This window comes from Limnohabitans sp. JirII-31 (genome assembly GCF_002778315.1).
Classification (GTDB): domain Bacteria; phylum Pseudomonadota; class Gammaproteobacteria; order Burkholderiales; family Burkholderiaceae_C; genus Limnohabitans.
The window spans coordinates 21,027-44,228 of the sequence record NZ_NESA01000015.1 but is presented as its reverse complement, the minus strand read 5'-3'; the positions used below and the strand labels follow the sequence as shown (position 1 = coordinate 44,228).

At 60.0% G+C, this 23,202-nt stretch carries 25 protein-coding genes; 18 read left to right on the top strand and 7 right to left on the bottom strand.

What is annotated here, in order from left to right:
* Positions 1-4: 4 nt before the first annotated feature.
* Complete coding sequence (locus tag B9Z41_RS15360; protein WP_100147957.1) at positions 5-400, top strand: RidA family protein; 396 nt, start codon at positions 5-7, stop codon at positions 398-400.
* A gap of 57 nt (positions 401-457) precedes the next feature.
* Here the strand turns inward: B9Z41_RS15360 and B9Z41_RS15355 are convergent, their stop codons facing one another.
* A complete protein-coding gene (locus B9Z41_RS15355; protein WP_100147956.1) occupies positions 458-1,384 on the bottom strand; it encodes a LysR family transcriptional regulator in 927 nt (308 codons plus the stop codon).
* A 292-nt stretch (positions 1,385-1,676) separates the two neighbouring features.
* Between B9Z41_RS15355 and B9Z41_RS15350 the strand changes: the two genes are divergently transcribed.
* From B9Z41_RS15350 to B9Z41_RS15285, 14 genes are all read left to right on the top strand, one after another.
* A complete protein-coding gene (locus B9Z41_RS15350) occupies positions 1,677-2,036 on the top strand; it encodes a PA2779 family protein (RefSeq protein ID WP_100147955.1) in 360 nt (119 codons plus the stop codon).
* Entirely contained in the window at positions 2,036-3,007 is a 972-nt protein-coding gene (locus B9Z41_RS15345; RefSeq protein WP_100147954.1) for a PA2778 family cysteine peptidase, read from the top strand. Before B9Z41_RS15350 ends, B9Z41_RS15345 begins: the two co-directional genes overlap by 1 nt.
* An 86-nt stretch (positions 3,008-3,093) precedes the next feature.
* Positions 3,094-5,214, top strand: a complete 2,121-nt coding sequence (locus B9Z41_RS15340; protein ID WP_199173009.1) for a xanthine dehydrogenase family protein molybdopterin-binding subunit — start codon at positions 3,094-3,096, stop codon at positions 5,212-5,214.
* Positions 5,214-6,194 carry a dihydrodipicolinate synthase family protein gene (locus tag B9Z41_RS15335; protein WP_100147953.1) on the top strand — a complete coding sequence of 327 codons (981 nt, stop codon included), beginning with the start codon at positions 5,214-5,216 and terminating at the stop codon, positions 6,192-6,194. The genes B9Z41_RS15340 and B9Z41_RS15335 overlap by 1 nt, the downstream gene beginning before the upstream one ends.
* Positions 6,195-6,219: 25 nt before the next feature.
* Positions 6,220-6,705 carry a (2Fe-2S)-binding protein gene (locus tag B9Z41_RS15330; protein WP_100147952.1) on the top strand — a complete coding sequence of 162 codons (486 nt, stop codon included), beginning with the start codon at positions 6,220-6,222 and terminating at the stop codon, positions 6,703-6,705.
* Positions 6,702-8,177 (top strand): FAD binding domain-containing protein, encoded by a 1,476-nt coding sequence (locus B9Z41_RS17345; RefSeq protein WP_100147951.1) that lies wholly within the window; start codon positions 6,702-6,704, stop codon positions 8,175-8,177. The genes B9Z41_RS15330 and B9Z41_RS17345 overlap by 4 nt, the downstream gene beginning before the upstream one ends.
* Positions 8,178-8,182: 5 nt before the next feature.
* Entirely contained in the window at positions 8,183-8,797 is a 615-nt protein-coding gene (locus B9Z41_RS15320) for a 3-hydroxyanthranilate 3,4-dioxygenase (protein WP_100147950.1), read from the top strand.
* Positions 8,798-8,855: 58 nt separating this feature from the next.
* On the top strand, positions 8,856-10,028 hold the full coding sequence (locus B9Z41_RS15315) for an ABC transporter substrate-binding protein (RefSeq protein ID WP_100147949.1): 1,173 nt from the start codon (positions 8,856-8,858) through the stop codon (positions 10,026-10,028).
* Between the two features lie 52 nt (positions 10,029-10,080).
* Entirely contained in the window at positions 10,081-11,001 is a 921-nt protein-coding gene (locus B9Z41_RS15310; RefSeq protein ID WP_100147948.1) for a branched-chain amino acid ABC transporter permease, read from the top strand.
* A complete protein-coding gene (locus B9Z41_RS15305) occupies positions 10,998-11,972 on the top strand; it encodes a branched-chain amino acid ABC transporter permease (RefSeq protein WP_100147947.1) in 975 nt (324 codons plus the stop codon). The genes B9Z41_RS15310 and B9Z41_RS15305 overlap by 4 nt, the downstream gene beginning before the upstream one ends.
* On the top strand, positions 11,969-12,736 hold the full coding sequence (locus tag B9Z41_RS15300) for an ABC transporter ATP-binding protein (RefSeq protein WP_100147946.1): 768 nt from the start codon (positions 11,969-11,971) through the stop codon (positions 12,734-12,736). The genes B9Z41_RS15305 and B9Z41_RS15300 overlap by 4 nt, the downstream gene beginning before the upstream one ends.
* A complete protein-coding gene (locus tag B9Z41_RS15295) occupies positions 12,733-13,449 on the top strand; it encodes an ABC transporter ATP-binding protein (RefSeq protein WP_100147945.1) in 717 nt (238 codons plus the stop codon). Before B9Z41_RS15300 ends, B9Z41_RS15295 begins: the two co-directional genes overlap by 4 nt.
* Entirely contained in the window at positions 13,421-14,302 is an 882-nt protein-coding gene (locus B9Z41_RS15290; RefSeq protein ID WP_100147969.1) for an alpha/beta hydrolase, read from the top strand. Before B9Z41_RS15295 ends, B9Z41_RS15290 begins: the two co-directional genes overlap by 29 nt.
* A 52-nt stretch (positions 14,303-14,354) precedes the next feature.
* A complete protein-coding gene (locus B9Z41_RS15285) occupies positions 14,355-15,482 on the top strand; it encodes a hypothetical protein (RefSeq protein WP_100147944.1) in 1,128 nt (375 codons plus the stop codon).
* Positions 15,483-15,605: 123 nt separating this feature from the next.
* On the opposite strand, the gene B9Z41_RS15280 is transcribed toward B9Z41_RS15285, so the two are convergent.
* Together B9Z41_RS15280 and B9Z41_RS15275 are read right to left on the bottom strand one after the other, a co-directional pair.
* The gene (locus tag B9Z41_RS15280) at positions 15,606-15,920 is read right to left on the bottom strand and encodes an RNA-binding protein (RefSeq protein ID WP_100147968.1); all 315 of its coding nucleotides are present in this window, start codon (positions 15,918-15,920) and stop codon (positions 15,606-15,608) included.
* 71 nt (positions 15,921-15,991) lie between these two features.
* Entirely contained in the window at positions 15,992-16,228 is a 237-nt protein-coding gene (locus B9Z41_RS15275) for a hypothetical protein (RefSeq protein ID WP_100147943.1), read from the bottom strand.
* Positions 16,229-16,635: 407 nt separating this feature from the next.
* On the opposite strand from B9Z41_RS15275, the gene B9Z41_RS15270 reads away from it, so the two are divergent.
* Entirely contained in the window at positions 16,636-17,679 is a 1,044-nt protein-coding gene (locus B9Z41_RS15270; protein ID WP_143474215.1) for an isopenicillin N synthase family oxygenase, read from the top strand.
* A gap of 20 nt (positions 17,680-17,699) precedes the next feature.
* Here B9Z41_RS15270 and B9Z41_RS15265 read toward each other — a convergent pair whose 3' ends face one another.
* A complete protein-coding gene (locus B9Z41_RS15265) occupies positions 17,700-18,926 on the bottom strand; it encodes an HD domain-containing phosphohydrolase (RefSeq protein WP_100147941.1) in 1,227 nt (408 codons plus the stop codon).
* A 121-nt stretch (positions 18,927-19,047) separates the two neighbouring features.
* Between B9Z41_RS15265 and B9Z41_RS15260 the strand changes: the two genes are divergently transcribed.
* Complete coding sequence (locus B9Z41_RS15260; protein WP_100147940.1) at positions 19,048-19,542, top strand: hypothetical protein; 495 nt, start codon at positions 19,048-19,050, stop codon at positions 19,540-19,542.
* Between the two features lie 27 nt (positions 19,543-19,569).
* Here B9Z41_RS15260 and B9Z41_RS15255 read toward each other — a convergent pair whose 3' ends face one another.
* From B9Z41_RS15255 to B9Z41_RS15245, 3 genes are read right to left on the bottom strand one after another with little or no spacing between them, the layout of a single operon-like run.
* A complete protein-coding gene (locus B9Z41_RS15255; protein WP_233202731.1) occupies positions 19,570-20,553 on the bottom strand; it encodes a tripartite tricarboxylate transporter substrate binding protein in 984 nt (327 codons plus the stop codon).
* A gap of 20 nt (positions 20,554-20,573) precedes the next feature.
* A complete protein-coding gene (locus B9Z41_RS15250; RefSeq protein ID WP_233202730.1) occupies positions 20,574-21,380 on the bottom strand; it encodes a class III extradiol ring-cleavage dioxygenase in 807 nt (268 codons plus the stop codon).
* Between the two features lie 3 nt (positions 21,381-21,383).
* Positions 21,384-22,373, bottom strand: coding sequence for a tripartite tricarboxylate transporter substrate binding protein (locus tag B9Z41_RS15245; RefSeq protein WP_100147938.1), 990 nt, complete (start codon positions 22,371-22,373; stop codon positions 21,384-21,386).
* 115 nt (positions 22,374-22,488) lie between these two features.
* Here B9Z41_RS15245 and B9Z41_RS15240 point away from each other — a divergent pair, with 115 nt between their 5' ends.
* On the top strand, positions 22,489-23,196 hold the full coding sequence (locus B9Z41_RS15240) for a hypothetical protein (protein WP_100147937.1): 708 nt from the start codon (positions 22,489-22,491) through the stop codon (positions 23,194-23,196).
* Positions 23,197-23,202 lie beyond the last annotated feature (6 nt).

The following is a 23,202-nucleotide window of genomic DNA, read 5'->3' as shown; positions in this document are numbered from 1 at the left end:
CACCATGTGGCACGTTTTACAACCCGAAGGATGGATCGCCCCCAAAGGCTATGCCAATGGCATTGAGGCGCGGGGTCGGCAAATTTATGTGGCGGGCATGATTGGCTGGAACGGCCAAGCCCAGTTTGAGAGCGACGACTTTGTGGCGCAATGCGCGCAGGCGCTGCAAAACATTGTGGACACCTTGGCCTGCGCCAAGGCGGGGCCGCAGCACATGGTGCGCATGACCTGGTATGTGAAAGACAAAAAAGAATACCTGGCCCGAGGCCGCGAACTCGGCCAGGTCTACCAGCAAGTGATCGGCCGCCACTATCCGGTGATGACCTTGGTGCAAGTGGCCGACTTGGTGGAAGACCGCGCGCAGGTGGAAATCGAAGTCACCGCCGTGGTGCCTGACTGACACCTGGGCCACAGCACAAACAGACGCTCTCTCTCGTGCTCTGACTGAGGCCCTGTCTCAGGCCTTGCCTGCGTGCTTTTTGAAATGCTCCATGAACGCCTGCGCAGCAGGCGAAATCTCAGCCCCTGATTTGGTCAGCGCAACGATTTGCCTAGACACCGTGGGCGTGACCAAGGCCAGCGTGGCAATGGCCGATACGGGCGACAAAGCTTGCGCTCTGGAGATGGCGTAAGACGGCAACACCGACACGCCCTCGCCCGCGGCCACCAGCCCCAAAGCTGTGGCCACTTGGGACACCTCATACGCGGGTTGTATGCGCCGACTCCAACGCGCAAACGCTTGGTCTACCAGCGTGCGCAAACCGCTGCCATGACGCAACAAAATCAAGGGCTCACTCAAGAGGTCTTGCCACGCCACCTCGCGCTGCTCGGCCAAAGGGTGCGAGGTGTGGCATGCCAGCATCAAGGTGTCGGCATACAGCGGTGTAGCCAGCAAATCCACGCTGTCATCGTTGGCGGTGCACACCGCCATGTCCACGTGGCCCTGGCGTACCAGCGCGGGCAACGAATCCACAGGGCCGTCTAGCAACTCCACCCGCACCTGCGGGTGCTGCAAGCGAAAACTCGCAATCAACTGAGGAAACAAGGCGCTGGCCAACAAAGGCGTGGCCACCAGACGCAGCAGGCTATCTTTCATGTGTTGTGCTGCGTGCAAACGGCTCAAGCCTTGCTCCAGCTCTTCAAACACCCGCTCGACCGTGGGTAAAAACTGTTGACCGGCCTCCGTCAACACCAAGCGACGCGTGGTGCGCTCGAACAAGCGTGCGCCCAAGTCGTCTTCCATGGCACGCACCAGCATCGACAAAGCCGAAGGCGTGAGGTGCAGCTTGGCCGCCGCACGCGTCATGCTGGACTCTTGGGCCACGGCCAAGAAAGCACGCAGTTGGCGCAAGCTCAGATTGGAGGTGGCGAGTTGGGAAGACATCGTCCAAGTTTATGTCGCGCGTTTGAACGGGTCGGCTCAGGCTAGCGGGCGTGTATGAGCACTTTTTGATGAATTTATTAATAAATGTGCTTTTCGCACATTTTTGATATAAACTCACAAAAACGATCTTCATAAGCGCAATATGAACACCGCACCAGACACACAACACACATCGGGAAGGTTTGACCAAGGATCAAACCTCTGCGATGCAGCAGGTTTGTCGGGTGGCGGCACCGGCACGGTCAGCCATGGCGTGTCTCTCCTTTCTCTCTCACTTTTTAAAGGAACCATCATGAAATACCACACTGCTTTTTACCGCGTGCTCACCGCCGTATTGACCACAGCCATGCTCGCCCAAGCGCCCCTGGCCAAAGCCGACATCGTCGAGACCGAGGCCCTCAATGCACAAACCCAGTTGGAGCAAGACCGCGCCAAAGTGCAAAGCTTTGTCGAGCGCGCCAGCGTGAAAGAAAAACTCGAAGCCATGGGCGTGGGGGGGCTGGTGTCCCAGGGCCGCGTGGATGCGCTGAGCGAACAAGAAGTGCACGCCTTGGCGCAACGCATTGATGCCATGCCCGCAGGCGGCACCCTGAGCCAGATGGACATGGTGATCATTCTGATGGTCGCCATTTTGGTCGCCGTGGCCATCTGATGGCGCAGCGCTCCTTGGGCTGGTCGCTCTGGTGGCTGGCCGGGCCGCTGTCTTGGCTGCTGGCGGGGTGCGTGAGCCCGGCGTCCGTGGACGTGTCGCGTTTGGCGGATTACCGCGCGCAAAACAGCCTGCCGCAACAGGTTGAACTGGTCAACGTGCCGTTCTACCCGCAAGACGATTTCCAGTGCGGCCCCTCCTCCCTGGCGATGGTCTTGAGCCACGCCGGGATCCTGCGTTCGCCGCAGTTGCTGGAAGACGAGGTGTACCTGCCGCAACGCCAGGGCAGCCTTCAACTAGAAATGCTGGGTGCCACGCGGCGTGCCGGTGCGCTGCCCTATGTGCTGCAAGCGCAACCGCAAGCGCTGCTGGCCGAACTGGCGGCCGGGCACCCGGTGGTGGTGTTGCAAAACCTCAGGTTCAATGCCTTGCCACTGTGGCACTACGCCGTGGTGGTGGGTTACGACTTGAATGCGGGCACGATGCTGCTGCGCTCGGGTGACCAAAAACGACTGGTGATGTCGGTCGAAGATTTCGACCGCAGTTGGGCCAGGGCGCAGCGCTGGGCCTTTGTGGCATTACGCACCGACACCTTGCCTGCGACAGCAAGGGCCACAGACTATGTGAGCGCCGCCATCACGCTGGAGCGTGTCGCGCCCCTGCAAGCCCAACAGGCCTACCAAACAGCACTCAAAGCCTGGCCCACCCACTTACCAGTCTTGATGGCCTCGGGCAATGCCAGCTACCGCCAACATGCGCTGGCCGATGCCAGGGCCGCCTACACCCAAGCCACGCTGCACCACCCGCAAGCGGGGGACGCCTGGAACAACTTGGCACAGGTGCTGCACGAGATGGGACAAACCGCAGCCGCCAACGAAGCCGCTCTGCGCGCCGTGGCCTTGGGTGGTCCGCACGCACAGACCTACCAAAACACCTTGGCCAACCTGCGCAAGACCCAACCATCAACGCCATGAGCATCCACAAGATTGCACAGCTTCTCTGCATGATTGTTCAATTTATTTCGCTTCGACTCTGAAGCAGGCTTTGGTTGAATACAGGGGTGACATCGACCACCCCATCCAGCGCGAACCAGCACACCACACGCCGTGAAGACAACGCTTTGCTGCGCGGCCAAGCGTGTTTTGGGCAAGACGTGGCACTGCCGGGGGCCTGGCACATGGCCTTTGTGCGCAGCCCCCATGCGCATGCCAGCTTGCTGCGCATTGACGCACAAGCCGCCAAAGACATGACCGGTGTGGTGGCAGTGCTCACGGCCACCGATCTGGGCGAGCACCACATGCCCCAGATCAACCCACTGCTGCCACTGCTGCAGCCCCAAGACTTTCCGCTGCTGGCCAGCACCACCCTGAACTACGTGGGCCAACCCGTGGCAGTGGTGGTGGCCAACACGCGCCAAACGGCCCAAGCCGCCGCCGCACAGGTGGTGCTGCACTGCCAGGCTTTACCGGCCCGCACCGATTGGTCCGACGCGCAAGCCCCCACCACCCACACCCAGCATCGCCACGGTCAGCTGCCCAGCCACAGCGCGCACCAGGTGCAGGTGCAGTTGGTGTCACCCCGTGTCACCGCCATGGCCATGGAGCCCCGTTCGTGCAGCGCACAGTGGCACGCCGACACGGCCAGCGTCACCATTTGGCTGGGCAGCCAAACCCCCTCACGCGCGCGCGCCGACATGGCGCGTGTGCTCGGTCTGCCGCACAACCAGGTGCGCTTGATCAGCCCTGACGTGGGCGGTGCCTTTGGTGCCAAAGCCTCGGTCAGCCCCGAAGACTTGTTGGTCGCCTTGACCGCCCAACACCTGCGCGCCACCGTGCGCTGGACCGCCACCCGCTCGGAAGACTTTGCAGCGGGCATGCAAGGACGCGGCTCACAGATGGAAGGCCAGTTGCAGTTGGATGCACAGGGGCAGTTCATCGGCTTGTCGGCCCAGTTGCATTTCTCGCTGGGCGCTTGGTTGCCGTTCTCAGCCGTGGTGCCCTTGCGCAATGCGGCGCGCATCTTGCCCGGCCCCTACCGGGTGGCGGCGCTGGATGTGCAAGGCCAAGCCACCCAAGTGCACGCGGCTCCGGTCAACATTTACCGAGGCGCTGGGCGCCCCGAAGCCGCCTTGCTGATGGAAACCTTGGTCGAGCAAGCGGCGCGCCAAGCGGGCATCGACCCGGTGGCTTTGCGCCTGAAGAATTTGATTGCCGCCACCGACATGCCCTACACCACACCCAGCGGTGAGGTGCTCGACTCGGGCGACTACGCGGCCTTGCTGCGCCAAGCCTGCGAGAAGTTTGACTACACCGCAGAACGACAACAACAAGCCGAGCGCCGCGCGCGCGGTGAGTGGGTGGGCATTGGGTTGGCCTTGTATGTAGAGCCCTGTGGTCAGGGCTTTGAGTCGGCCCGCGTGACCCTGCACGGCGATGGCCGCGTCACTGTGGCCAGCGGCGCACCTGCGCAAGGCCAAGGCCACGCCACCACCTTCGCACAGATTGCCGCCGAGGCACTGGGCTGCGACGCGTCACTTGTGACGGTGCTCATGGGCGACACCGACCACTGCCCCGACGGCACGGGCGCGTTGGCCAGCCGCAGCACCGCGATTGGTGGCAGCGCGATTGTGCAAGCCTGTCGCAGAGCGCTGGCTTTGCGCGAGGGCGGCGCGACGTACCCCATCGTGGTGGACGAGCGCTTCACCAGCGACGAAGCCTGGAGCTGTGGCTGCGTGATGGCACGCCTGGGCCTAGACCCCGACACCGGCCACCCCACAGTGGAACGCCTGGTGTGGGCCGACGACGCGGGCCACATCGTCAACCCCACACTCGCGCACGGGCAACTCGTGGGCGGGGCCGCACAAGGCCTGGGCCAAGCCATGCTGGAGCGCTTGGTGTACGACGCACAAGGCCAGCTCATCACTGGCTCGCTGATGGACTACGCCGTGCCCCGCGCCGACGACATGCCTGCCATCGAGATCACCTCGTTGCACACCCCCAGCCCCAACAACCTGCTGGGTGCCAAGGGCGTGGGTGAGGCCGGCTGCATTGGTGTGCCCGCCGCTTTGATGAATGCCGCACGCGATGCGCTCTCGCCCCTGGGTGAGTGCGCGTTGAACTTTCCCCTCACGTCAGAGCAACTCTGGCGTGCCATGCAAGATCACTTTGAAGAGGACCTGTGATGAAGTACAAAAAATCTGACGCCAAAGCCTATGCCCGCCAACACATGGTGGGGGTGTGGGCGGCCAGCTTGTCGCCCTTTGACGCCAGCGGCAAGCTCGACGAGCAGGCTTACCGCGAGAACCTGCAACACTGGATCAACGACCTCAAACTCGGCGGCCTGTTCATTGCCGGCAAGCAGGCCGAGTTTTTCTCGATGAGCATCGACGAGCGCAAAACCTTGATGCGTATTGCCGTGGAAGAAGCGGCCAAAGCCGGTGACCGCGGCGGCATGGGCCACTGCGGCATCGTGACCTCGTGCTCAGACACCAACCTCGATGTGGTGCTGGAGCTGGGCCGTTACTCGCAAGAGATTGGAGCCGACTACGTGATCGTGCACAGCCCCGTGCTGCACTTTGGCGCACACACGGATGAAACCATTTACGAGTACTACCGCTACCTGACCGAGCAACTCGACATCGGCCTGGCCATGTGGAACCACCCCGACTGCGGCTACGTGATGAGCCCCGAGCTGTGCGACCGCATTGCCGACCTGCCCAGCGTGGTGGCCATCAAGTACAGCACCGACCGGGCGGCCTACACCCGACTGACGCAACTGTCTGGCCACAAAATTCACGTCAGCAACCCCGACGAAGAAGACTGGCTGGACAACATCATCGAGCTGGGCTGGAAGCTCTACCTGTGCTCCACCCCCCCGTTCTTGTTGCAGACCAAGGTGGACCAACGCATGAACGAGTACACCCGTCTGGCGTTTGCAGGCAAGTTCGACGAAGCACGCCAAGTCAGCCAAAGCCTCGACCCCGTGCGTCAGGCCATGCGCAAATCCAAGCCCAAAGGCAAGCCCCAGGCCCACAGCAAGTACTGGCAAGAGCTGCTGGGCCAACACGGTGGTTTGGTGCGTCGCCCGCTGTTGCAACTGACCGACGCCGAGCGCGAGGCCACGCGCCAAGCCTTTGCCGCGTCGGGCTTGCGCCTCAAGTAAACGTCACACCAGCAAGCGTCACACCATGCACCGTGCTTTGCAGCTCACGCTCAACGGTCAGCCCACGTCGCTGGAGGTGGTGCCTTCGGCTTGGCTGATCGACGTGCTGCGTGACGACTGCCAACTCACGGGCACCCACCAAGGCTGTGACACCGCCCAGTGCGGTGCCTGCACCGTGCTGGTGGACGGCCTGGCGGTGAAGTCGTGCAACCGGCTGGCCCTGCAAACACAGGGCCGCAGCGTGACCACGATTGAAGGCGTGGCCCCCGACGAACACGCGCTGCACGTGATGCAGCAATGCTTCACCCGCCACCACGCGCTGCAATGCGGGTTTTGCACCGCAGGGTTTGTGATGCGTGCGCTGGCCATGGTGCACGAGGCTGTGCCCGCCGAAGAACACGCGGTGCGTGCCGCGCTCTCTGGCAACCTGTGCCGCTGCACCGGCTACGAGGGCATTGTCAAAGCCGTGTGCGAAGGCCTGCGCTTGCTGCGCCAAGAGGCCGCGCCATGAGCGGTGTGCAATACCTGCGCCCCACCTCGCTTGCCGAGGTGCAGGCCTGCTTGCAGCAACACCCTCAGGCCCAGTTGCTGGCGGGCGGGCAAAGTTTGCTCGCGGCCATGCGCCTCGGGCTGACGCAGCCTTCGCACCTGGTGGATCTGCAAGACGTGCCAGAGTTGCAAGACATTCGGGTCACCGACGACGGCGTGTGGATCGGTGCCATGGCCACCCACGCCCGCATTGCCGCCCATCCAGAGATTCAGCAACACCACCCGATGCTGGCCAAGTTGGCGCATGGCATTGCCGACCAACAGGTGCGCAACGTGGGCACCCTGGGTGGCTCATTGGCCAACAACGACCCTGCGGCCTGTTGGCCTGCCGGTGTGTTGGCCTATGGGGCCACGCTGTTCACGACCCAGCGCGAGATACCCGCCGATGAGTTTTTCACCGACTTGTTCACCACGGCCCTCAAACCCGATGAGGTGTTGCTGGGCGTGCTGTGGCCCGCCTGTGCCTGCGCGCAGTATGTGAAGTACGAACAACCGGCCTCGCGCTTTGCCATGGTGGGGGTGGCCGTGACACGCGCCACCGGGCACGACCACAGCGCCGTGCGCGTGGCGATCACGGGCTTGGGCAACGGTGTCACGCGTTGGCCTGAAGCCGAAGCTGCCCTGCAAGCACACTGGTCGGTGCAGGCCTTGAACGGTGTGCACCTGAGCGCTGAGCTGGCGCACACCGATGTGCACGCCAGCGCCAGCTACCGCGCCCACTTGAGCGCAGTGCTGTGTCGCCGTGCGGTGGCGGCCCACACGGGCGAAGAGGCGCACCTGCCCAGGCACGCACCACCCAGCACACCCCGAGCGCCAGCCTCACGCGTGCGCAAGGACCGCGCCCACAGCGCGACGCAGCCAACGAACAACCCGACGGCCATCAGCGGCAGCCACCACTTGGGGCAAACCGTGGCGGTGGTGTGGGACGCGGTGTTGGACCCAGTGGTGTTGCAGCAATGCATTCCGGGCTGCGAGTCAATGCAACGCCTGAGCGACACGCAGTACACCGCCGTGGTCAAGGTCGGGCTGGGCCCGGTGTCGGCGCGCTTTGAGACACAGATACGCGTCATGCCCGTGTGCACTCCCTCACAAGGCGAGCCTGCTGTTTGCCATTTGCACCTCTCAGGCCAAGCGGGCAGCTTGGGCCAAGGCGAAGCCGAGGTGGTGGTGCAACTGCGCGCCCACGCGACAGGCACCAGCCCTGCGGCCCAAGGCACGCACTTACAGTGGCAAGCCACGCCGCAGATGAGTGGTCAACTGGCGCAGCTGGGCAATCGGCTCATGCAAGCCAGCGCACGCAGCTTGAGCACACAATTTTTTGAGCGTTTGGCGCGCGTGTTGTCTGGGCAAGACGCCAGCCCGCCAAAGCGCGGTTTCTTTTCGGCTATCGCCGAACTTTTTCGTCACTGGCACCCACTTATTTTCAGAAAGTAAGCACCATGTCTTCAGCTCCTTCGTCGAATCAGCCGCCCTCTCCCACGCTGTACAGCGCGCCGCTGAACTTCAACCATTGGGTGGATGAGCATGCGCATTTGCTCAAGCCACCGGTGGGCAACCAGCAAATCTGGAAAAACTCTGACCTGATTTGCACCGTGGTGGGTGGCCCCAACCAGCGCACCGACTTTCATGTGGACCCGTTTGAAGAGTACTTTCACCAGTTCAAGGGCAATGCGTCGCTGCTGATTGCCGACCGGGGCAAGATTGAGCGCATCCACCTGCGCGAAGGCGACGTGTTTTTGTTGCCCGCTTTCGTGCGCCATTCCCCACAACGGCCCGAAGCGGGCAGCCTGTGCACCGTGATTGAGCGCAACCGCCCCGCAGGCGACATCGATGCCTTTGAGTGGTACTGCGCCCAATGCGGTCACCAAGTGGCACGCCGCGAGTTGCAGCTGCACAGCATTGTGGAAGACTTGCCCAAGGCCTTTGCCTCGTTTTACGACACGTCTGACGCCGAACGCACCTGCACCCAATGCGGCACGGTGCACAGCGGACGCGACTGGCAAACTTGGCACCAAATTTGCGGCCGTAGTTTCGTGAAAACCCTGATGCCATAAATTATTTCAAGATTAAAATTTCTCCAGCCTTTCAACTTTCAACCTCAAGAGACTTCCTATGATGAAAATTTCCGTCAAGTCCTTCTCGGTAGCCTGTGCGCTGGCCATGACCGGCCTGGCTGCCCAGGCGCAGCAGCCCCTGAAAATTGGTTTCTTGGGCACCTTGTCGGGCCCTGCGGGTGCTTTGGGGCAAGACCAGTACGACGCCTTCATGCTCGGCATTGAGCACTTGGGTGGCAAGCTGGGCAACAGCACGGTGCAGGTGTTGAAAGAAGATGACCAGCTCAAGCCCGACGTGGGCGTGGAGCTGGCCAAGAAGCTGATTGAAAAAGACAAAGTGGGTCTGATCACTGGCGTGACCTTCTCCAACGTGATGATGGCCGTGCACAAGCCCATCACCGATGCGGGCGTGTTCTTGATTGGCTCCAATGCGGGCCCCACGCCCATCACGGGCAAAGGTTGCAGCCCCATGTATTTTTCAACCTCCTGGAACAACGACTCGCTGCACGAGTCCATGGGCGCTTACGCCCGCGAGCAAGGTTACAAGCGCGTCTACCTGATGGCGCCCAACTACCAAGCGGGCAAAGACGCGTTGGCGGGTTTCAAAACCCAATACAAAGGCGCAGCGCTGGACGAGATTTACACCCAGATCAACCAACCCGACTACTCGGCTGAAATTGCCCAACTGCAAGCAGCCAAGCCTGACGCGGTGTATGTGTTTTACCCAGGCGGCATGGGCGTGAACTTCGTCAAGCAATACCAGCAAGCTGGTTTGCTGGGCAAGGTGCCGCTGCTGTCGGCCTCCACCGTGGACGGCACCACGCTGCCCGCGCTCAAAGACATCGCGTTGGGCGTGATCACCAGCTCGCCCTACAGCCCTGACATTGACAACCCACAAAACAAAAAGTTTGTGGACGACTTCCGCAAAAAATACAACCGCGTGCCATCGCTGTATGCCGCACAAAGCTATGACGCCGCCATGTTGATCAACTCGGCTTTGCTCAAAACCCAAGGCAAGCTCGACCGCGAGCCTTTCCGCGCAGCCTTGAAGCAAGCCAACTTCAAATCGGTGGCTGGTCCCTTCAAGTTCAACAACAACCAGTTCCCCATCCGCAACTTCTACCGTGTGGACGTGGCCAAAGACAGCAGCGGTCAAGCGGCCTTGGTGAACAAAGGTGTGGTGCTCAAAGACCATGCCGACGCCTACGCCAGCCAGTGCACCATGAACTGATGATGGGCCTGGGTTTCAAGACGCCCCACGCGACACGCCATGGCCTGAACGCATGACGTCGTCGCTGTTTTTCATACAACTCCTCAACGGCCTGCAACTCGGTGTGCTGCTGTTCATGTTGTCCGCTGGCTTGACGCTGGTGTTTGGCATCATGAGCTTTGTCAACCTGGCACACGGTTGCTTGTACATGATGGGCGCCTACTTTGCGGCCACGGTGTACGCGGCCACCGAATCGTTTGTGGCCGCCGGTGTGGCCGCAGTGGTGGGCGGTGGTGTGTTGGCCGCCTTGGTGGAGTGGGTGGTGGCACGGCGCTTGTACACGCGCGACCACCTAGACCACGTGTTGGCCACGTTCGGGCTGATTTTGTTTTTCAACGAACTGGCACATTGGGTGTGGGGTGCATCGCCCTCGTACATGAACGTGCCACCCGCCTTGTCGGGCACGATCGACATCCTGGGCGTGATGTACCCCATGTACCGCTTTGCCATCATCAGCGCCGGTCTGATTGCGGCGCTGGGCTGCTACCTGTTGATTGCCAAGACACGGGTGGGCATGCTGATTCGTGCGGGCTCGCTCAACCCCACCATGGTGGCGGCCTTGGGCGTGAACATCCGCCTGCTCAACGCTTTGGTGTTTTCGCTCGGTGGCGCGCTGGCGGGCTTGGCGGGTTTGATGAGCAGCCCCATCTTGTCGGTGCAACCCGGCATGGGTGAACCGATTTTGATTTTGGTCATGATCGTCATCGTGATTGGCGGCATTGGCTCGGTGCAAGGCGCGTTTTATGCCGCCTTGATGGTGGGCGTGATTGACACCGCAGGCCGTGCCTTTTTGCCCATGCTGTTGCGCGAGTTCATCGACCGCAGCAGCGCCCAAGCGGCGGGCCCCGCCATCGCGTCCATGCTGACCTGCATCTTCATGGCCACTGTGCTGGCCTTGCGCCCACAAGGCTTGTTCCCGGTGAAGAACGCATGAAGCCACGCTTGTCTTTGTCCATCACGGTGCTGCTGCTGCTCGCACTGGCCGTGTTGCCTTTGTACGCACGTTGGGTGCAAGAGCCCTTCTTGTTGACCTTTTCAACCCGCGCTTTGGTGCTGGCCTTGGCGGCGTTGAGCCTGAACATCGTGCTGGGCTTTGGTGGCCTGGTGAGTTTTGGTCATGCCTTGTATTTGGGTTTGGGGGCCTACAGCGTGGGCATTTTGGCCAGCCACGGCATAGACAACGGCGCGCTGCAACTGCTGGCTACGGTGGTGCTGTGTGCCTTGGTGGGCCTGGCCACGGGCTGGGTGTCGCTGCGCACCAGTGGCATTGGCTTCATCATGATCACGCTGGCCTTTGCCCAAATGTTTTATTACCTGTTTGTCAGCCTCAAACAGTACGGCGGGGACGACGGTTTGTCGATCTCGCTGCGCAGCCAATTGCTGGGCCTGGACATGGGCGCGCCGCTCACGCTTTACTACACCGCGTTTGCCTGCGTGCTGGCGGTGGTGGTGTGGACCCAGCACATGGTGCACGCCCCGTTTGGCATGGTGTTGCAAGCCTGCCGCATGAACGAGCGGCGCATGAACGCCTTGGGTTTTCACACGCTGCGCTACAAGCTCAGCGCCTATGTGCTGTCGTGCGTGCTCGCCGGTGTGGCGGGCTTTTTGTACGCCAACCTCACGGGCTATGCGTCACCCGCGTACCTGGCCTGGACGGTCTCGGGCGAGCTGATTGTGATGGTGGTGCTAGGCGGCATGGGCACCGTGCTGGGCCCCTTGGTGGGCGCCTTGGCTTTGCTGGGTTGTGAAGAGTGGCTCAAAGGCCTGACCGAACACTGGCCCATCATCCTGGGCCCCTTCATTGTGTTGGTGGTATTGCTGGCACGTCGGGGCTTGTATGGCCTGGCGCTGGATTGGGATGCACGCCAAGCGTCGCGTCATGCGTCACGCGGAGCGTCGGCATGAGCGCACACACCCACACCCCCATGCAGACACACGCGCTGGTGAAACGCTATGGCGGTTTGCTGGCCACCGACCATGTGAGCCTGACCCTGGCACAAGGCGAACTGCACGCCATCATTGGCCCCAATGGTGCGGGCAAGACCACACTCATTGGTCAACTCGGTGGCGAGTTGCGACCCGACAGCGGCGATGTGTTGTTGCAAGGCGAATGCGTGACCCACTTGCCCGCCGCTGACCGCGCCTTGCGGGGCCTGGCCCGCTCATACCAAATTTCGTCGGCCTTTCCAGAATTCACCGTGCTCGAATGCGTGGCCTTGGCCAAACAAGCGCATGCAGGCCACAGCTTTGGCGCTTGGCGTACCCTGCTGCAACGCACGCAGTTGGTCGACCCCGCAGAACACGCCATTGCCCAAGCGGGCCTGAGCCACCGCATCACGCAGCGCGTGTCTGAGCTGGCCCACGGCGAGCGCCGTCAGTTGGAGCTGGCCATGGTGCTGGTGAGCCAACCCAAGGTGCTGTTGCTGGACGAACCCATGGCCGGCATGAGCCACCAGGAATCGATGAAGGTGGTGGACTTGCTGGCCGCCCTCAAGGGCGACTACACCCTGCTGCTGGTGGAGCACGACATGCAGGCCGTGTTTGCCTTGGCCGACACCATCTCAGTACTGGTCAATGGCGCCATCATTGCCAGCGGCAAGCCCGAAGAAATTCGCCAACACCCCGATGTGCGCACCGCCTATCTGGGCGATGAGGAGCTGCCCGCATGAGCACCACCGCTTTGCTGCAAGCGCACGACCTAGAAACTTTCTATGGCGACGCGCAAGCCCTGTTTGGCGCCAGCCTGTCGGTGGCCGAGGGCGAGTTTGTCACCCTGCTCGGGCGCAACGGCATGGGCAAAACCACCTCGGTGCGTTCGGTCATGGGCATCATGACGCCACGCCAAGGGCGCATTGTGTTTGCGGGCCAAGACATCACCCACCTGCCCTCGCACCAAATCGCCCGTCTAGGCATTGGCCTGGTGCCTGAGCAACGCCAAGTGTTTGCCAACCTCACGGTCTATGAAAACCTGGTGGCCACCGCGCATAACCGTTTGAACCAACGCGAGCCGTGGACGCTGGAGCGTGTGTACCAGTTGTTTCCGCGCCTCAAAGAACGTGCGGGCAACTTGGGTGCCAACCTCTCAGGCGGTGAACAACAAATGCTGGCCATTGGCCGTGCGCTGATGACCAACCCACGTTTGCTCATCTTGGACGAAGCCACCGAGGGCCTGGCTCCGCTGGTGCGCGCCGAGATTTGGCACTGTTTGCAAACTCTCAAGACCTCGGGCTTGTCGGTGCTGGTGATCGACAAAAACCTGGTGCCCCTGATGCGCTTGGCCGACACCCACTACATCTTGGAAAAAGGCCAAACCATTTGGCACGGCAGCTCTGACAGCCTGATGGATGCACGACATGAACTCAAGGACAGCCTCGGTGTCTGATTGGCGCAGTTGGCCGCAGGCTGAGTTAGAACGCCAATACGACGCACGCGCCACCGTGCCCGACATTGCGGTTGAACTCCAAGCCTACCGCGACAGCTCGACTCCCATGTACCAGCTCACGCCCTGCGTGCGTGATGTGACCTATGGCAGCGGGTCCGATGAAACGCTGGACCTGTTTCCGGTGGCGGGCCGTCCCGATGCGCCCTTGTTGGTGTTCATCCACGGCGGCTACTGGCGTGCACTGACCAGCCAAGACTCGGTATTCATGGCGCAGCAGTTCACCGCGCATGGCGTGGCGGTGGCCGCCATCAACTACACCTTGGCCCCCCAAGCCACACTCGCGCAGATCGTGGATCAATGTCAACGCGCCGTGGCCTGGCTGTTAAAAGACGCCGCGCCACATGGCGTGGCACCGCCACGCACCGTGCTGACGGGCAGCTCAGCCGGGGCGCACTTGGCGGCCATGCTGCTTGCGCCTGAGTGGCAAGCTGAACACGGCTTGGCCCCCAACGCATTGTGCGGTGGCGTGCTGCTCAGCGGCTTGTACGACCTGGAGCCCGTGCAACGCTGCGTGCCCAACACCTGGCTCAACCTGAGCGTGGCACAAGCCCAGGCCTTGAGCCCCATGCACCACCTGCCTCACCCACAAGTGCCGCTGTATGTGGCTGTGGCCGAGCACGACACCGATGAATTCAAACGTCAGTCACGCCACTACGCTGCCGCGTGCCGTGCGCATGGCAACCCGGTGACGTGGCATGAAGCACCGCAGCGCAACCACTTCAACATCGTGCTCGACTGGATGGATGCGCAGAGTGCGTTGTTTCAAGCCACGATGGGGTTGATGCACAAGTGAAGTGCTTGCGCACAGTCTGTAGGCAAGTGACTGTGCCGACAAAATAAGCACCATGACGCAGCCCCACATCAACCCCATAGACGCTGCGCGCGCACTGTTGGCACGCGGGCAGTTGGACGAGGCACTGCGCACGCTGCAAGGCTCTGACGAGCCGCACTTTCGGATGGCCCGGCTGGTGGTGCTGCGTGCCATGGGTGACTACCAGGCCGCCATGCAAGAAGCACAGGCCGTGTTGCGTGTGCAACCAGGGCATACGCAGGCTAAAACCTACTTAGGGATGCTGCGTTTGCACATGGGGCATGCCGATGGTTGGCAGCTCTACCGCAACCGCTGGGACACCCCCGCATGGACAGAAACCATGCACTACCCCAAAGCACATCTGTGGGACGGAGGCATTCAACCCAACACCACCCTTTTGTTTTGGGCCGAACAGGGGTTTGGCGACACCTTGCAGTTTGTGCGCTACCTGCCTTGGCTACAACAACAAGGCCTGCAACTGCAATTGCAATGTCCCGAACCTTTGCAAGCGCTGTTTGCACAAACCTTGCCGCACGTTCCTATCTTTCAGCCACAACCGGGCAGCACCAGCGCGTTTGATGCGCACTTGCCCCTGTTGGATTTGCCCAGCCTGCTGCCCAACTTCAACCCCGCTTTCTGCAACGCCCCTTATCTGCACATTGCGTCAGCACCCGCACACAAACGAGGCGCACGCGGCACTGGTCACACGGGTATGCGCGTGGGCATGGTGTGGGCAGGCCGACCCACGCACACAGACGATGCCAACCGCTCCATCTCCACAGCCCTGTTGGCCCCGTTGTGGACGGTGCCTGGTGTGCACTGGGTCAATCTGCAACAAGGCGAGCATGCGGCCCCTGCGCCGCTCGGTGAGCCGCAGGTGTTTGGCAATTTCTTGGACACGGCACGCTGCATCGCAGACCTAGATTTGGTGATCACCGTGGACACCTCGGTGGCGCACTTGGCGGGTGCCATGGGCAAACCGGTGTGGGTGCTGCTGTCATTTGTGCCCGATTGGCGCTGGGGTATGCACACGGCACAAACGCCGTGGTACCCCAGCATGCGCTTGTACCGACAACAACGCGTGGGCGATTGGCCAGGGGCTTTGAATGCGGTGGCGGATGATTTGACGCGCTTGTGTCTTAAGAAATCCATCAACCCTTAGGTTTGCAGCGGTTGCGGTTGTCAGCGGTTGGGCCAAGTGGCACACGCCAGACAACATGTCCAACCCATCCATGCAAAAAAAAGCCAGCAGTGATGCTGGCTTTTCTGAATCGACGTTCAAGCTTTAATAGCTGCTACGACGGTTACCTTCGTAACCTCCGCCGAAACCACCGCTGCGGGGTGGTCGAGCTTCCATGGGACGGGCGATGTTCACGGTCAGGTCACGGCCACCCATGTTCTTGCCGTGCAGGCCTTGGATGGCTGCCTCGGCTTCTTGGCTGCTAGACATTTCGACAAAGCCAAAGCCTTTGGAGCGACCCGTGTCACGTTCCATCATCACCTTGGCAGATTGCACTTGGCCAAAGGCAGAGAATTGTTGGTGGAGATCTTCATCACGAACCGAATAGGTCAGATTGCCGACATAAAGTTTGCTGCTCATTTTGGAGCCTTTCAAAAAAATGCGCCTTGCAAATGCATCGGACGCAGGTAAAAAAACAGAGTGTTGAGGATTCAAGCCAGCGAGCTTGGATTGATCAGCCAGTAGCGACCTTGCGCGGCTGCATACATCAGCGCGCTGTCCTGACATTTGAATTCAGGTTTGAAGGTGTAGATGCGGTCATTGGTCTGCGATCCCTCACCCCTGCGGATGGAGAGAACGGCAGTGTGATGACCCGCGTCGTGTGACCGGCTGAGCGGTGTGATCCGAAAATTGCCGACGGCAAACGGATGTGAAGAAGCAAATGACATGAAAACCAGTGATGTTCGGGCGCTCAGCGCCCGGATTCATGCAGTTGCAAAGTACAACTAAACATGATCGTTGGCGACGGTGTAAAGGTCACCCAAAAAAAGCTTGCCTAGGGAGAAAGTCAGACCACCAGTGGGATCCCAGATCGTCTGGGGTGGTGGAGGTGTGCGGTGTTGGGAGTACCGCTGCTCAAATCGAACTTGTTTGCAACATGAGGTAGCAAAAATGCTGCAACGCACCTAATGTAACTGAGTTATCGGGATCGCACAACAAGTATCTCGATCACATGCAACAACGACAGCTGCAAACCATACCTTCATCACTTGACCCCGATCAAAACCGCAAGCGGTTTAGGACCTAACATTGAACAGCGGTTTCAAATGTTTCCTCAAGCACAACAGACACACCCGTGAGTATCCGAACCATGCCCACCTCCACAGCGCCATCCATTCCAACCATCGACGTGTCAAGCCTCGCCACAGGTTTGTCATACAACTCGCCAGAGGCTTTGTCGGTGGGGCAAGTCATTGACGACACCTGCAAAAACATAGGTTTTCTGTTGGTGACGGGACATGGTGTGGCCCCTCAAACCAAAGCCAATTTGCTGGCCAAAATGAAAGAGTTTTTTGACTTGCCAGCATCCGAGAAAGAAAAGATTGCCATTGGCAAAAGCCCGGTCCACCGAGGCTATGTTGGGATAGGCCTTGAAAACCTCGAAGGCGCTTTGGCCAATGAGGCCTTGGGCAAAACCTATGGTGCAGGCGATGTGAAAGAGTCAATTGACTCGGGCACCGAAGACGGGCCGAACCACCCTGAAGTGATGGCAGGCACGCCGTTGCACGGACCCAACCAATTGCCAGACTTGCCTGGCTTTCGTGAAGCCTGGCAAGCCTACTTTGATGAGGTGTACGAAGCGGCCCGTCGCATTCAGCGCGGCATTGCCATTGCGTTGCGTTTGGATGCCAATTTTTTTGAAAACTTGCCTGGCTACCCGCTGCTGAACCTTCGCATGTTGCATTACCCGCCTGAGAGCCGCGTGAACACCGAGGATGGACGCATTGGATGCGGCGCACACACCGATTACGGAACCATCACCGTGTTGTCAGACGATGGCGTGGGCGGCCTGCAAGTCAAACCCAGAGAGGGTGATTGGATCGACGTCACCATTCCCGACAACCATCTGGTGGTCAACCTGGCGGACTTGCTGTCCATCTGGACCAACGACCGGTATGTGTCCAACCCCCATCGCGTCGTCAATCCAGCCAACACACACCGCTACTCCATCCCACTGTTTGTCACGCCGCCCTACCATTTGAAGATTGAGACATTGCCCACTTGCTTGCAGCCCGGTGAAAAGCCCAAGCATGCGCCGATGATCTCAGGCGAGTATTTACAGAGCCGATTTGACGGCACGCACACCTATCGCAACGAATTGATGCAAGGCCAAACTTAGACGTTTGTTGGGCCCCGTGTTCATTTGTCCAAGATGCTTTGCAAGGTGTTTTGTGCATCCATCAAAGAGCACGCGGCTTGCACAATGGCCGGGTCGTAGGCGGTGCCAGATTCGCTGGTGATGACATCGATGGCAGCGGCAAGTCCAAGCGCTGGCCGATACGGGCGATGCGAGCCCATGGCCTCCAGGGTGTCGGCCACACCAATCACTTTGGCTTCGTCCAATATTTGGGGGGCGCTCAGGCCTTTGGGGTAGCCCGTGCCGTCCATGCGTTCGTGGTGTTGGCGCACCATTTCTGCAATGGGCCAGGGAAACGGAATGTCTTTGAGTATTTGATACCCCGTTTCTGCATGCTCGCGCACCAGTTGCGTTTCTACGCTGGTCAGTCGCATGGGCTTGGTCAATATTTCTGACGGCACACCCACTTTGCCAATGTCGTGCACCATGGCGGCCAAGTACAGGCCTTCGATTTTTTCAGAGGTCCACCCCAGCTTGCGTGCAATGGCCACGGCAATTTGCGCCACGCGTCGTTGATGGCCTGCGGTGTAGGGGTCACGCCACTCCATGGTTTTAGACACGGCCTCAATGGTGGCGCGTAGTGCGTCGGCCAAACGTTGTTGTGTTTCTTCGCGCTTTTGTACCTCGTTGGCCAAGCGGCCTTGTCGCTCTAAATTGCGCAGGCCTGTGCCAATGACTTTGGCCAGGCTTTCAAAGAGCAGCAGTTCTTTGTCGCCAAAGGCGTTGGGCACCGAGGCGTACACCAGCAGCGTGGCAATGGCGGGCAACTCGCCATCAAAAATAGGCACAGCCACCACTGAGCGCAAACCGAAAGATGCGGCGCGTTCGCTCCAGGCAGAAAAACCAGCATCACGTGTGCAGTCTTTGAACAAGCTGGCCGTGCCAGTTCGTAAGCAAGTACCAGCCGGGCCTGCACCAAAGGGCGAGTCGGCCGACCAACTGACCTGAATCTGTGTGACGTACTTTTTGGCTGCGCCCTCAGCGGCAGCAATGAACACAGATTTTTCAGCGTCATGCTGCGCAAAACCCACCCAGGCCAACTCGTAGGGCTTTTGCTCCACGATGGATTGGCAAACCTCTTTCAGCAATGAGTCCTTGTCGTCTGCACGGCTCAACGCTGAGGCCGCTTTGTTTTGGGCCAACAGTGCCCAGTTGAGCATCTCTAGCTCATTGCGGCGGTCTACCGAATCGCTGATCCCTAAATGCCCGAGTGATTTGTCTGTTGTCATCGTGCCACTCTACTCTGATTGGCACTGTGTGCGAATGCGCACAGAACGCTAAGACCCGAGGGCGCATAATGAATTGTTATCAAGCTTAAAAAGTTAGGCGCTCACTTGAAAGAACTCCATCATGCAAGACGAATTGGCCAAGATTTACGAAAAGCTGATTGCGCATGAAACCGAGATCATGAATCTTCGCAAAGGCTACATCGTGGTGAACGAAAAATACACCACAGCCTTGTCGTCGTTGCGCCAGCTCACGGTGAGCGCGGCTGACGCGGCCAAGCGTGCCTGTATTGCTGCCGAAAAAGCATTCATCGCCACTAGCAAATGCGCCGTTGCAGCCAAAGAGGCTGCCAACCAGTTGGTGATTGCGGCAGCCGAAGCGGCAGCCGAAGCCGCCACAGCGTCTGCAGAGGCGGCAATGGAAGCCGCAGCAGCCGCATCGGCGGCGTCGGCTGCTGCCGCAGCCGCCGTGGCGCAACAGGCAGAAACCGCCTTGCTTCAGATGTCGTCCGAAGCCGCCGAAGCCACCAAGCGCGCATCCGACGCCGCCGCTGAGGCGGTGAAGATGTCGTTTGAAGCAAATGCGATTGTTAAAAAAGCACGCAACCAGGGCAGTTAACAACCCGCCCCATGGGATCCATTGGAATCAATCGGCCTTGATGCCCGCATTGGTCACCACCGGGCGCCAGCGTTTGATTTCGTTTTGAATGAGTTGCCCAAATGCTTCGGGCGTGCTGGGCGTAGCCACCGCACCTTCTGATTTAAGCCGTGCCGTGACTTCAGGCGCAGCTAGGCTGGCATTGATGAGTTGGTTGAGTTTTTGCACGATGGCCTGGGGCGTTCCCGCAGGAGCCACCACGCCGTACCACTGATCGGCTTCAAAACCTGCCAAGCCTTTGACCCCGCTCTCGGCCAAAGTCGGAATGTCTGGCATTGGCTCCATGCGCTTGGGGCTGGACACGGCCAGGGCTCGCAGCTTGCCGCTCTTGGCCATCGGAATGATGGCAGGAGCACCGGTGAACACCATCTGAATTTGTCCGGCCACTGCGTCGGTCACAGATGGGGCCGTGCCACGGTAAGGCACATGCACCACGAAAGTTTGGGTGGCCATCTTGAAATACTCGGTCGCCAAATGCGCCGCGCTGCCGTTACCACCCGAGCCGTAGTTGACTTTGCCGGGGTTGGCCTGGAGGTAGCTCACCAACTCGGCCACGTTTTTCACAGGCAATGCCGGGTTCACAGCCAGCACGTTGGGCACGCGTGCCACCCACGACACAGGCACAAACGATTTGAGTGGGTCGTAGGGCAAGTGCGGGTACACCGAGGTAGCCACAGCCAGCGTGCCGACGTGACCCATCAACAAGGTGTAGCCATCGGGTGCCGCTTTGGCCACGCGGTCAGCCCCCACCGTGCCACCTGCGCCAGCGATGTTTTCAACCAACACCGATGTACCGGTGGACTCGGTGATTTTTTGGCCAATGGTGCGCGCCAAGATGTCTGGGCTGCCACCGGGCGTGAACGGCACCACGATGCGAATTGGTTTGTTGGGATAGGCCGTGTCGGCCCATGCAGATAAGGCCGTGACAAACGCAGCAACGGCACAGAGCAAGTAGGGTTTGATCATGTTCATGGTGTGTTGCGCTCCATCGGTCATTCAAACATCCAGCCTGCCAGATGGGTCGGCCCCACCATGCCAGACCACATTTTTTTAGCGCGTGCGTCACTGCCCGCACCGCTGGCCACCATCAAGGGAATGAGGTGTTCTTCACGCGGGTGCGAAGCGCGTCCACCCGGGGCTTGCGCCCAGTGCGACAGGTGTTGGGTGCGGTGCGCCCAGTTGCCATCCAGGGCCACATCGAGCCAGTGATGAAACGCCTGCGATGCGGGTCCGCCCTCACTGAAATGACGCAGGTTGTGAAAGCTCATGCCACTGCCCAACACCAACACACCGTCGTCACGCAAGGCTTGCAAGGCCTGCCCCAATTGGCAGTGCAGCGCCGGGTCTAGGCTGTGGTGCAACGACATGGCCACCACCGGCACATCGGCCTCGGGAAACATGACCTTGAGGGGAATGAACACGCCATGGTCCCATCCATACTGTGCATCCACTTGTGCGGGGTAGCCCGCTTGTTGCAGCAAATGCGCGGCCTGCGTCGCCAGCTTGGGTAGACCAGGTGCGGGGTATTGCAGGGCGTAGGTTTCGGGCGGAAAACCGTAATAGTCGTAAATCAGTTCAGGCGCCTGGCCACCGGTGAAGCTGGGCACGGCGGTTTCCCAGTGTGCAGTAACCAACAAAATGGCCTTGGGTGTCGCAGGCAAGGTGCTGCGAACGCTGCGCAAAAAGTTTTCGGTGTCTTGGTAGCGCTGCTTGCGCTCGCCGGTCATGAAAAATGAAGGCCCGCCACCATGCGGCAAATACATGGCGGGCATGCGAATGGGGCGATGCGTCTCGGTCATCGGTCACTGCTCGATTTGAAGGTTGACGTCTTTGACCAACTTGGTCCACTTGGCCACTTCGCTTTTCAAGAAGTCGTCAAACTGCTGTGGCGTGATGGGCGTGGGTTCGGCGGCAATGTCGCTCAAGCGTTTGGTGATGTCGGGTTGTTGCAGCGCCTCGTTGAGCGCTTTGTTGAGTTTGGCCACCACCGGTTCTGGAGTTTTTGCAGGTGCGCACAAGCCCCACCACTGGATGGCACTGAAGCCCGCAAAGCCCATTTCGGCCACGGTGGGCACATCGGGCAGCAGCGGGTCGCGCTTGGGCGAGGCCACAGCCAGTGCGCGCAACTTGCCCGCCTTGATGTAGGGCAAGGCGGTGGTGAGGCTGGGGAACATGGCGTCGACCTGGCCGCCCAATAAATCTTGAATGGCAGGCGCCGCGCCTTTGTAGGGCACATGCACCAAGCCCACTTTGGCCTGGTTCTCCAAGTACTCCATGATGAGGTGGGTGGCCGAGCCACTGCCCGCCGACGAGTAGCTCATGGCCCCAGGCTTGCTGCGTGCCAGGGCCAAAAACTCGGGCAAGGTTTTGGCTTTGTTTTTATCGCCCACCACCAGCACGTTGGAGGTGCGCGCCATCATGCCCACGGGGGTGAAGTCGGCAATCGGGTCGTATTTGATTTTCAGCACCGCCGGGTTGGTGCTGTGGGTGGCCACAAAGCATTGCATCAGGGTGTAGCCATCAGGGGCGGCACGCGCCACGTCGAGCGCAGCGATGGAGCCCGACGCACCCGCCTTGTTGTCGATGATGATGGAGGTGCCCAGGCTGTGCGACATTTTGTCGGTCACCATGCGCGCCACCATGTCGGCACCACCACCAGGTGCTACGGGCACCACAACGCGGATCACGCGGCTTGGAAACGCAGTTTGTGCGTTGCTGCACAAGGGCCCTGCAAGCAGTGCTGCGCATACAGCAGCAAGACAGATGAAGTGACGGTGTTGGGGTGAAGTCATGGTGACGAATTCTCCGCCCAAATTAAGCACTGTCCTCGATGCACACGCCACTTCAGCGACTTTGCGCACCCTCTGATGCAGTACTATTGATTTAATTTATTTGAAATAGCATGTCATGAAAATAATTGTTTTTCTGCTGGTCTGCATCACTGGTTTGGTGGGCTGCGCAAACCCACCTTTGCCCAAAGTAGACAAAACCAAAAATGCACTGGAAGGTGTCAAAACCATCACCATCATTCGCCCGCGTGAGCCGCGGGAGTACACCGTGATGAATTTTTACGACCCTGGTTTTGTGTTTGGCACGATGAACTTAGAGGTGTCGGTGAGTGCGTCTAAATATTGGCAACTGGCGCTGACACAGCTGATCACACAACAGAACTTTTCATTTGCCGACAGCTTGACCCACACCATGGTCCAACGCTTCAAACAAGCCGGCTACGAGGTGTCGGTGCAAGACGGGCCCTGGGTTGAAGACGATGGGCGCTACACCTTGTCGTATGCAGACATTACGTCAGACGCCGATGCGGTGTTGGTAATTGCGCCCACCATCATGGGCTTTGTCTCGCCACGCGATGCAGCAGGCTACGCGCCCACCGTCACCACCGTGATGACGCTGTTAGGCAAAGACCACCAGACCCCTTTGTACAAAGGCTATCTGGCGACTGGCTGGAAGCCCAGCGAAGAAGGCTGGCAACACGCCTATTCAACAAAAACCTTCCCCAACTTTGAGGCTGTGGTGGCCAACCCGGACCAAGCGGTGGCATCACTCAAACAGGCTTGCAACGCCATTGTCAACCTTGCTGCACAGCAAATCTTGTACTGATTGAGG

Bases quoted from the DNA above. Each gene is read 5' to 3' on its own strand.
- B9Z41_RS15360 (WP_100147957.1), top strand. From the start codon at position 5: ATGTGGCACGTTTTACAACCCGAAGGATGGATCGCCCCCAAAGGCTAT.
- B9Z41_RS15355 (WP_100147956.1), bottom strand. From the start codon at position 1,384: ATGTCTTCCCAACTCGCCACCTCCAATCTGAGCTTGCGCCAACTGCGT.
- B9Z41_RS15350 (WP_100147955.1), top strand. From the start codon at position 1,677: ATGAAATACCACACTGCTTTTTACCGCGTGCTCACCGCCGTATTGACC.
- B9Z41_RS15345 (WP_100147954.1), top strand. From the start codon at position 2,036: ATGGCGCAGCGCTCCTTGGGCTGGTCGCTCTGGTGGCTGGCCGGGCCG.
- B9Z41_RS15335 (WP_100147953.1), top strand. From the start codon at position 5,214: ATGAAGTACAAAAAATCTGACGCCAAAGCCTATGCCCGCCAACACATG.
- B9Z41_RS15330 (WP_100147952.1), top strand. From the start codon at position 6,220: ATGCACCGTGCTTTGCAGCTCACGCTCAACGGTCAGCCCACGTCGCTG.
- B9Z41_RS17345 (WP_100147951.1), top strand. From the start codon at position 6,702: ATGAGCGGTGTGCAATACCTGCGCCCCACCTCGCTTGCCGAGGTGCAG.
- B9Z41_RS15320 (WP_100147950.1), top strand. From the start codon at position 8,183: ATGTCTTCAGCTCCTTCGTCGAATCAGCCGCCCTCTCCCACGCTGTAC.
- B9Z41_RS15315 (WP_100147949.1), top strand. From the start codon at position 8,856: ATGATGAAAATTTCCGTCAAGTCCTTCTCGGTAGCCTGTGCGCTGGCC.
- B9Z41_RS15310 (WP_100147948.1), top strand. From the start codon at position 10,081: ATGACGTCGTCGCTGTTTTTCATACAACTCCTCAACGGCCTGCAACTC.
- B9Z41_RS15305 (WP_100147947.1), top strand. From the start codon at position 10,998: ATGAAGCCACGCTTGTCTTTGTCCATCACGGTGCTGCTGCTGCTCGCA.
- B9Z41_RS15300 (WP_100147946.1), top strand. From the start codon at position 11,969: ATGAGCGCACACACCCACACCCCCATGCAGACACACGCGCTGGTGAAA.
- B9Z41_RS15295 (WP_100147945.1), top strand. From the start codon at position 12,733: ATGAGCACCACCGCTTTGCTGCAAGCGCACGACCTAGAAACTTTCTAT.
- B9Z41_RS15290 (WP_100147969.1), top strand. From the start codon at position 13,421: ATGAACTCAAGGACAGCCTCGGTGTCTGATTGGCGCAGTTGGCCGCAG.
- B9Z41_RS15285 (WP_100147944.1), top strand. From the start codon at position 14,355: ATGACGCAGCCCCACATCAACCCCATAGACGCTGCGCGCGCACTGTTG.
- B9Z41_RS15280 (WP_100147968.1), bottom strand. From the start codon at position 15,920: ATGAGCAGCAAACTTTATGTCGGCAATCTGACCTATTCGGTTCGTGAT.
- B9Z41_RS15275 (WP_100147943.1), bottom strand. From the start codon at position 16,228: ATGTCATTTGCTTCTTCACATCCGTTTGCCGTCGGCAATTTTCGGATC.
- B9Z41_RS15265 (WP_100147941.1), bottom strand. From the start codon at position 18,926: ATGACAACAGACAAATCACTCGGGCATTTAGGGATCAGCGATTCGGTA.
- B9Z41_RS15260 (WP_100147940.1), top strand. From the start codon at position 19,048: ATGCAAGACGAATTGGCCAAGATTTACGAAAAGCTGATTGCGCATGAA.
- B9Z41_RS15255 (WP_233202731.1), bottom strand. From the start codon at position 20,553: ATGAACATGATCAAACCCTACTTGCTCTGTGCCGTTGCTGCGTTTGTC.
- B9Z41_RS15250 (WP_233202730.1), bottom strand. From the start codon at position 21,380: ATGACCGAGACGCATCGCCCCATTCGCATGCCCGCCATGTATTTGCCG.
- B9Z41_RS15245 (WP_100147938.1), bottom strand. From the start codon at position 22,373: ATGACTTCACCCCAACACCGTCACTTCATCTGTCTTGCTGCTGTATGC.
- B9Z41_RS15240 (WP_100147937.1), top strand. From the start codon at position 22,489: ATGAAAATAATTGTTTTTCTGCTGGTCTGCATCACTGGTTTGGTGGGC.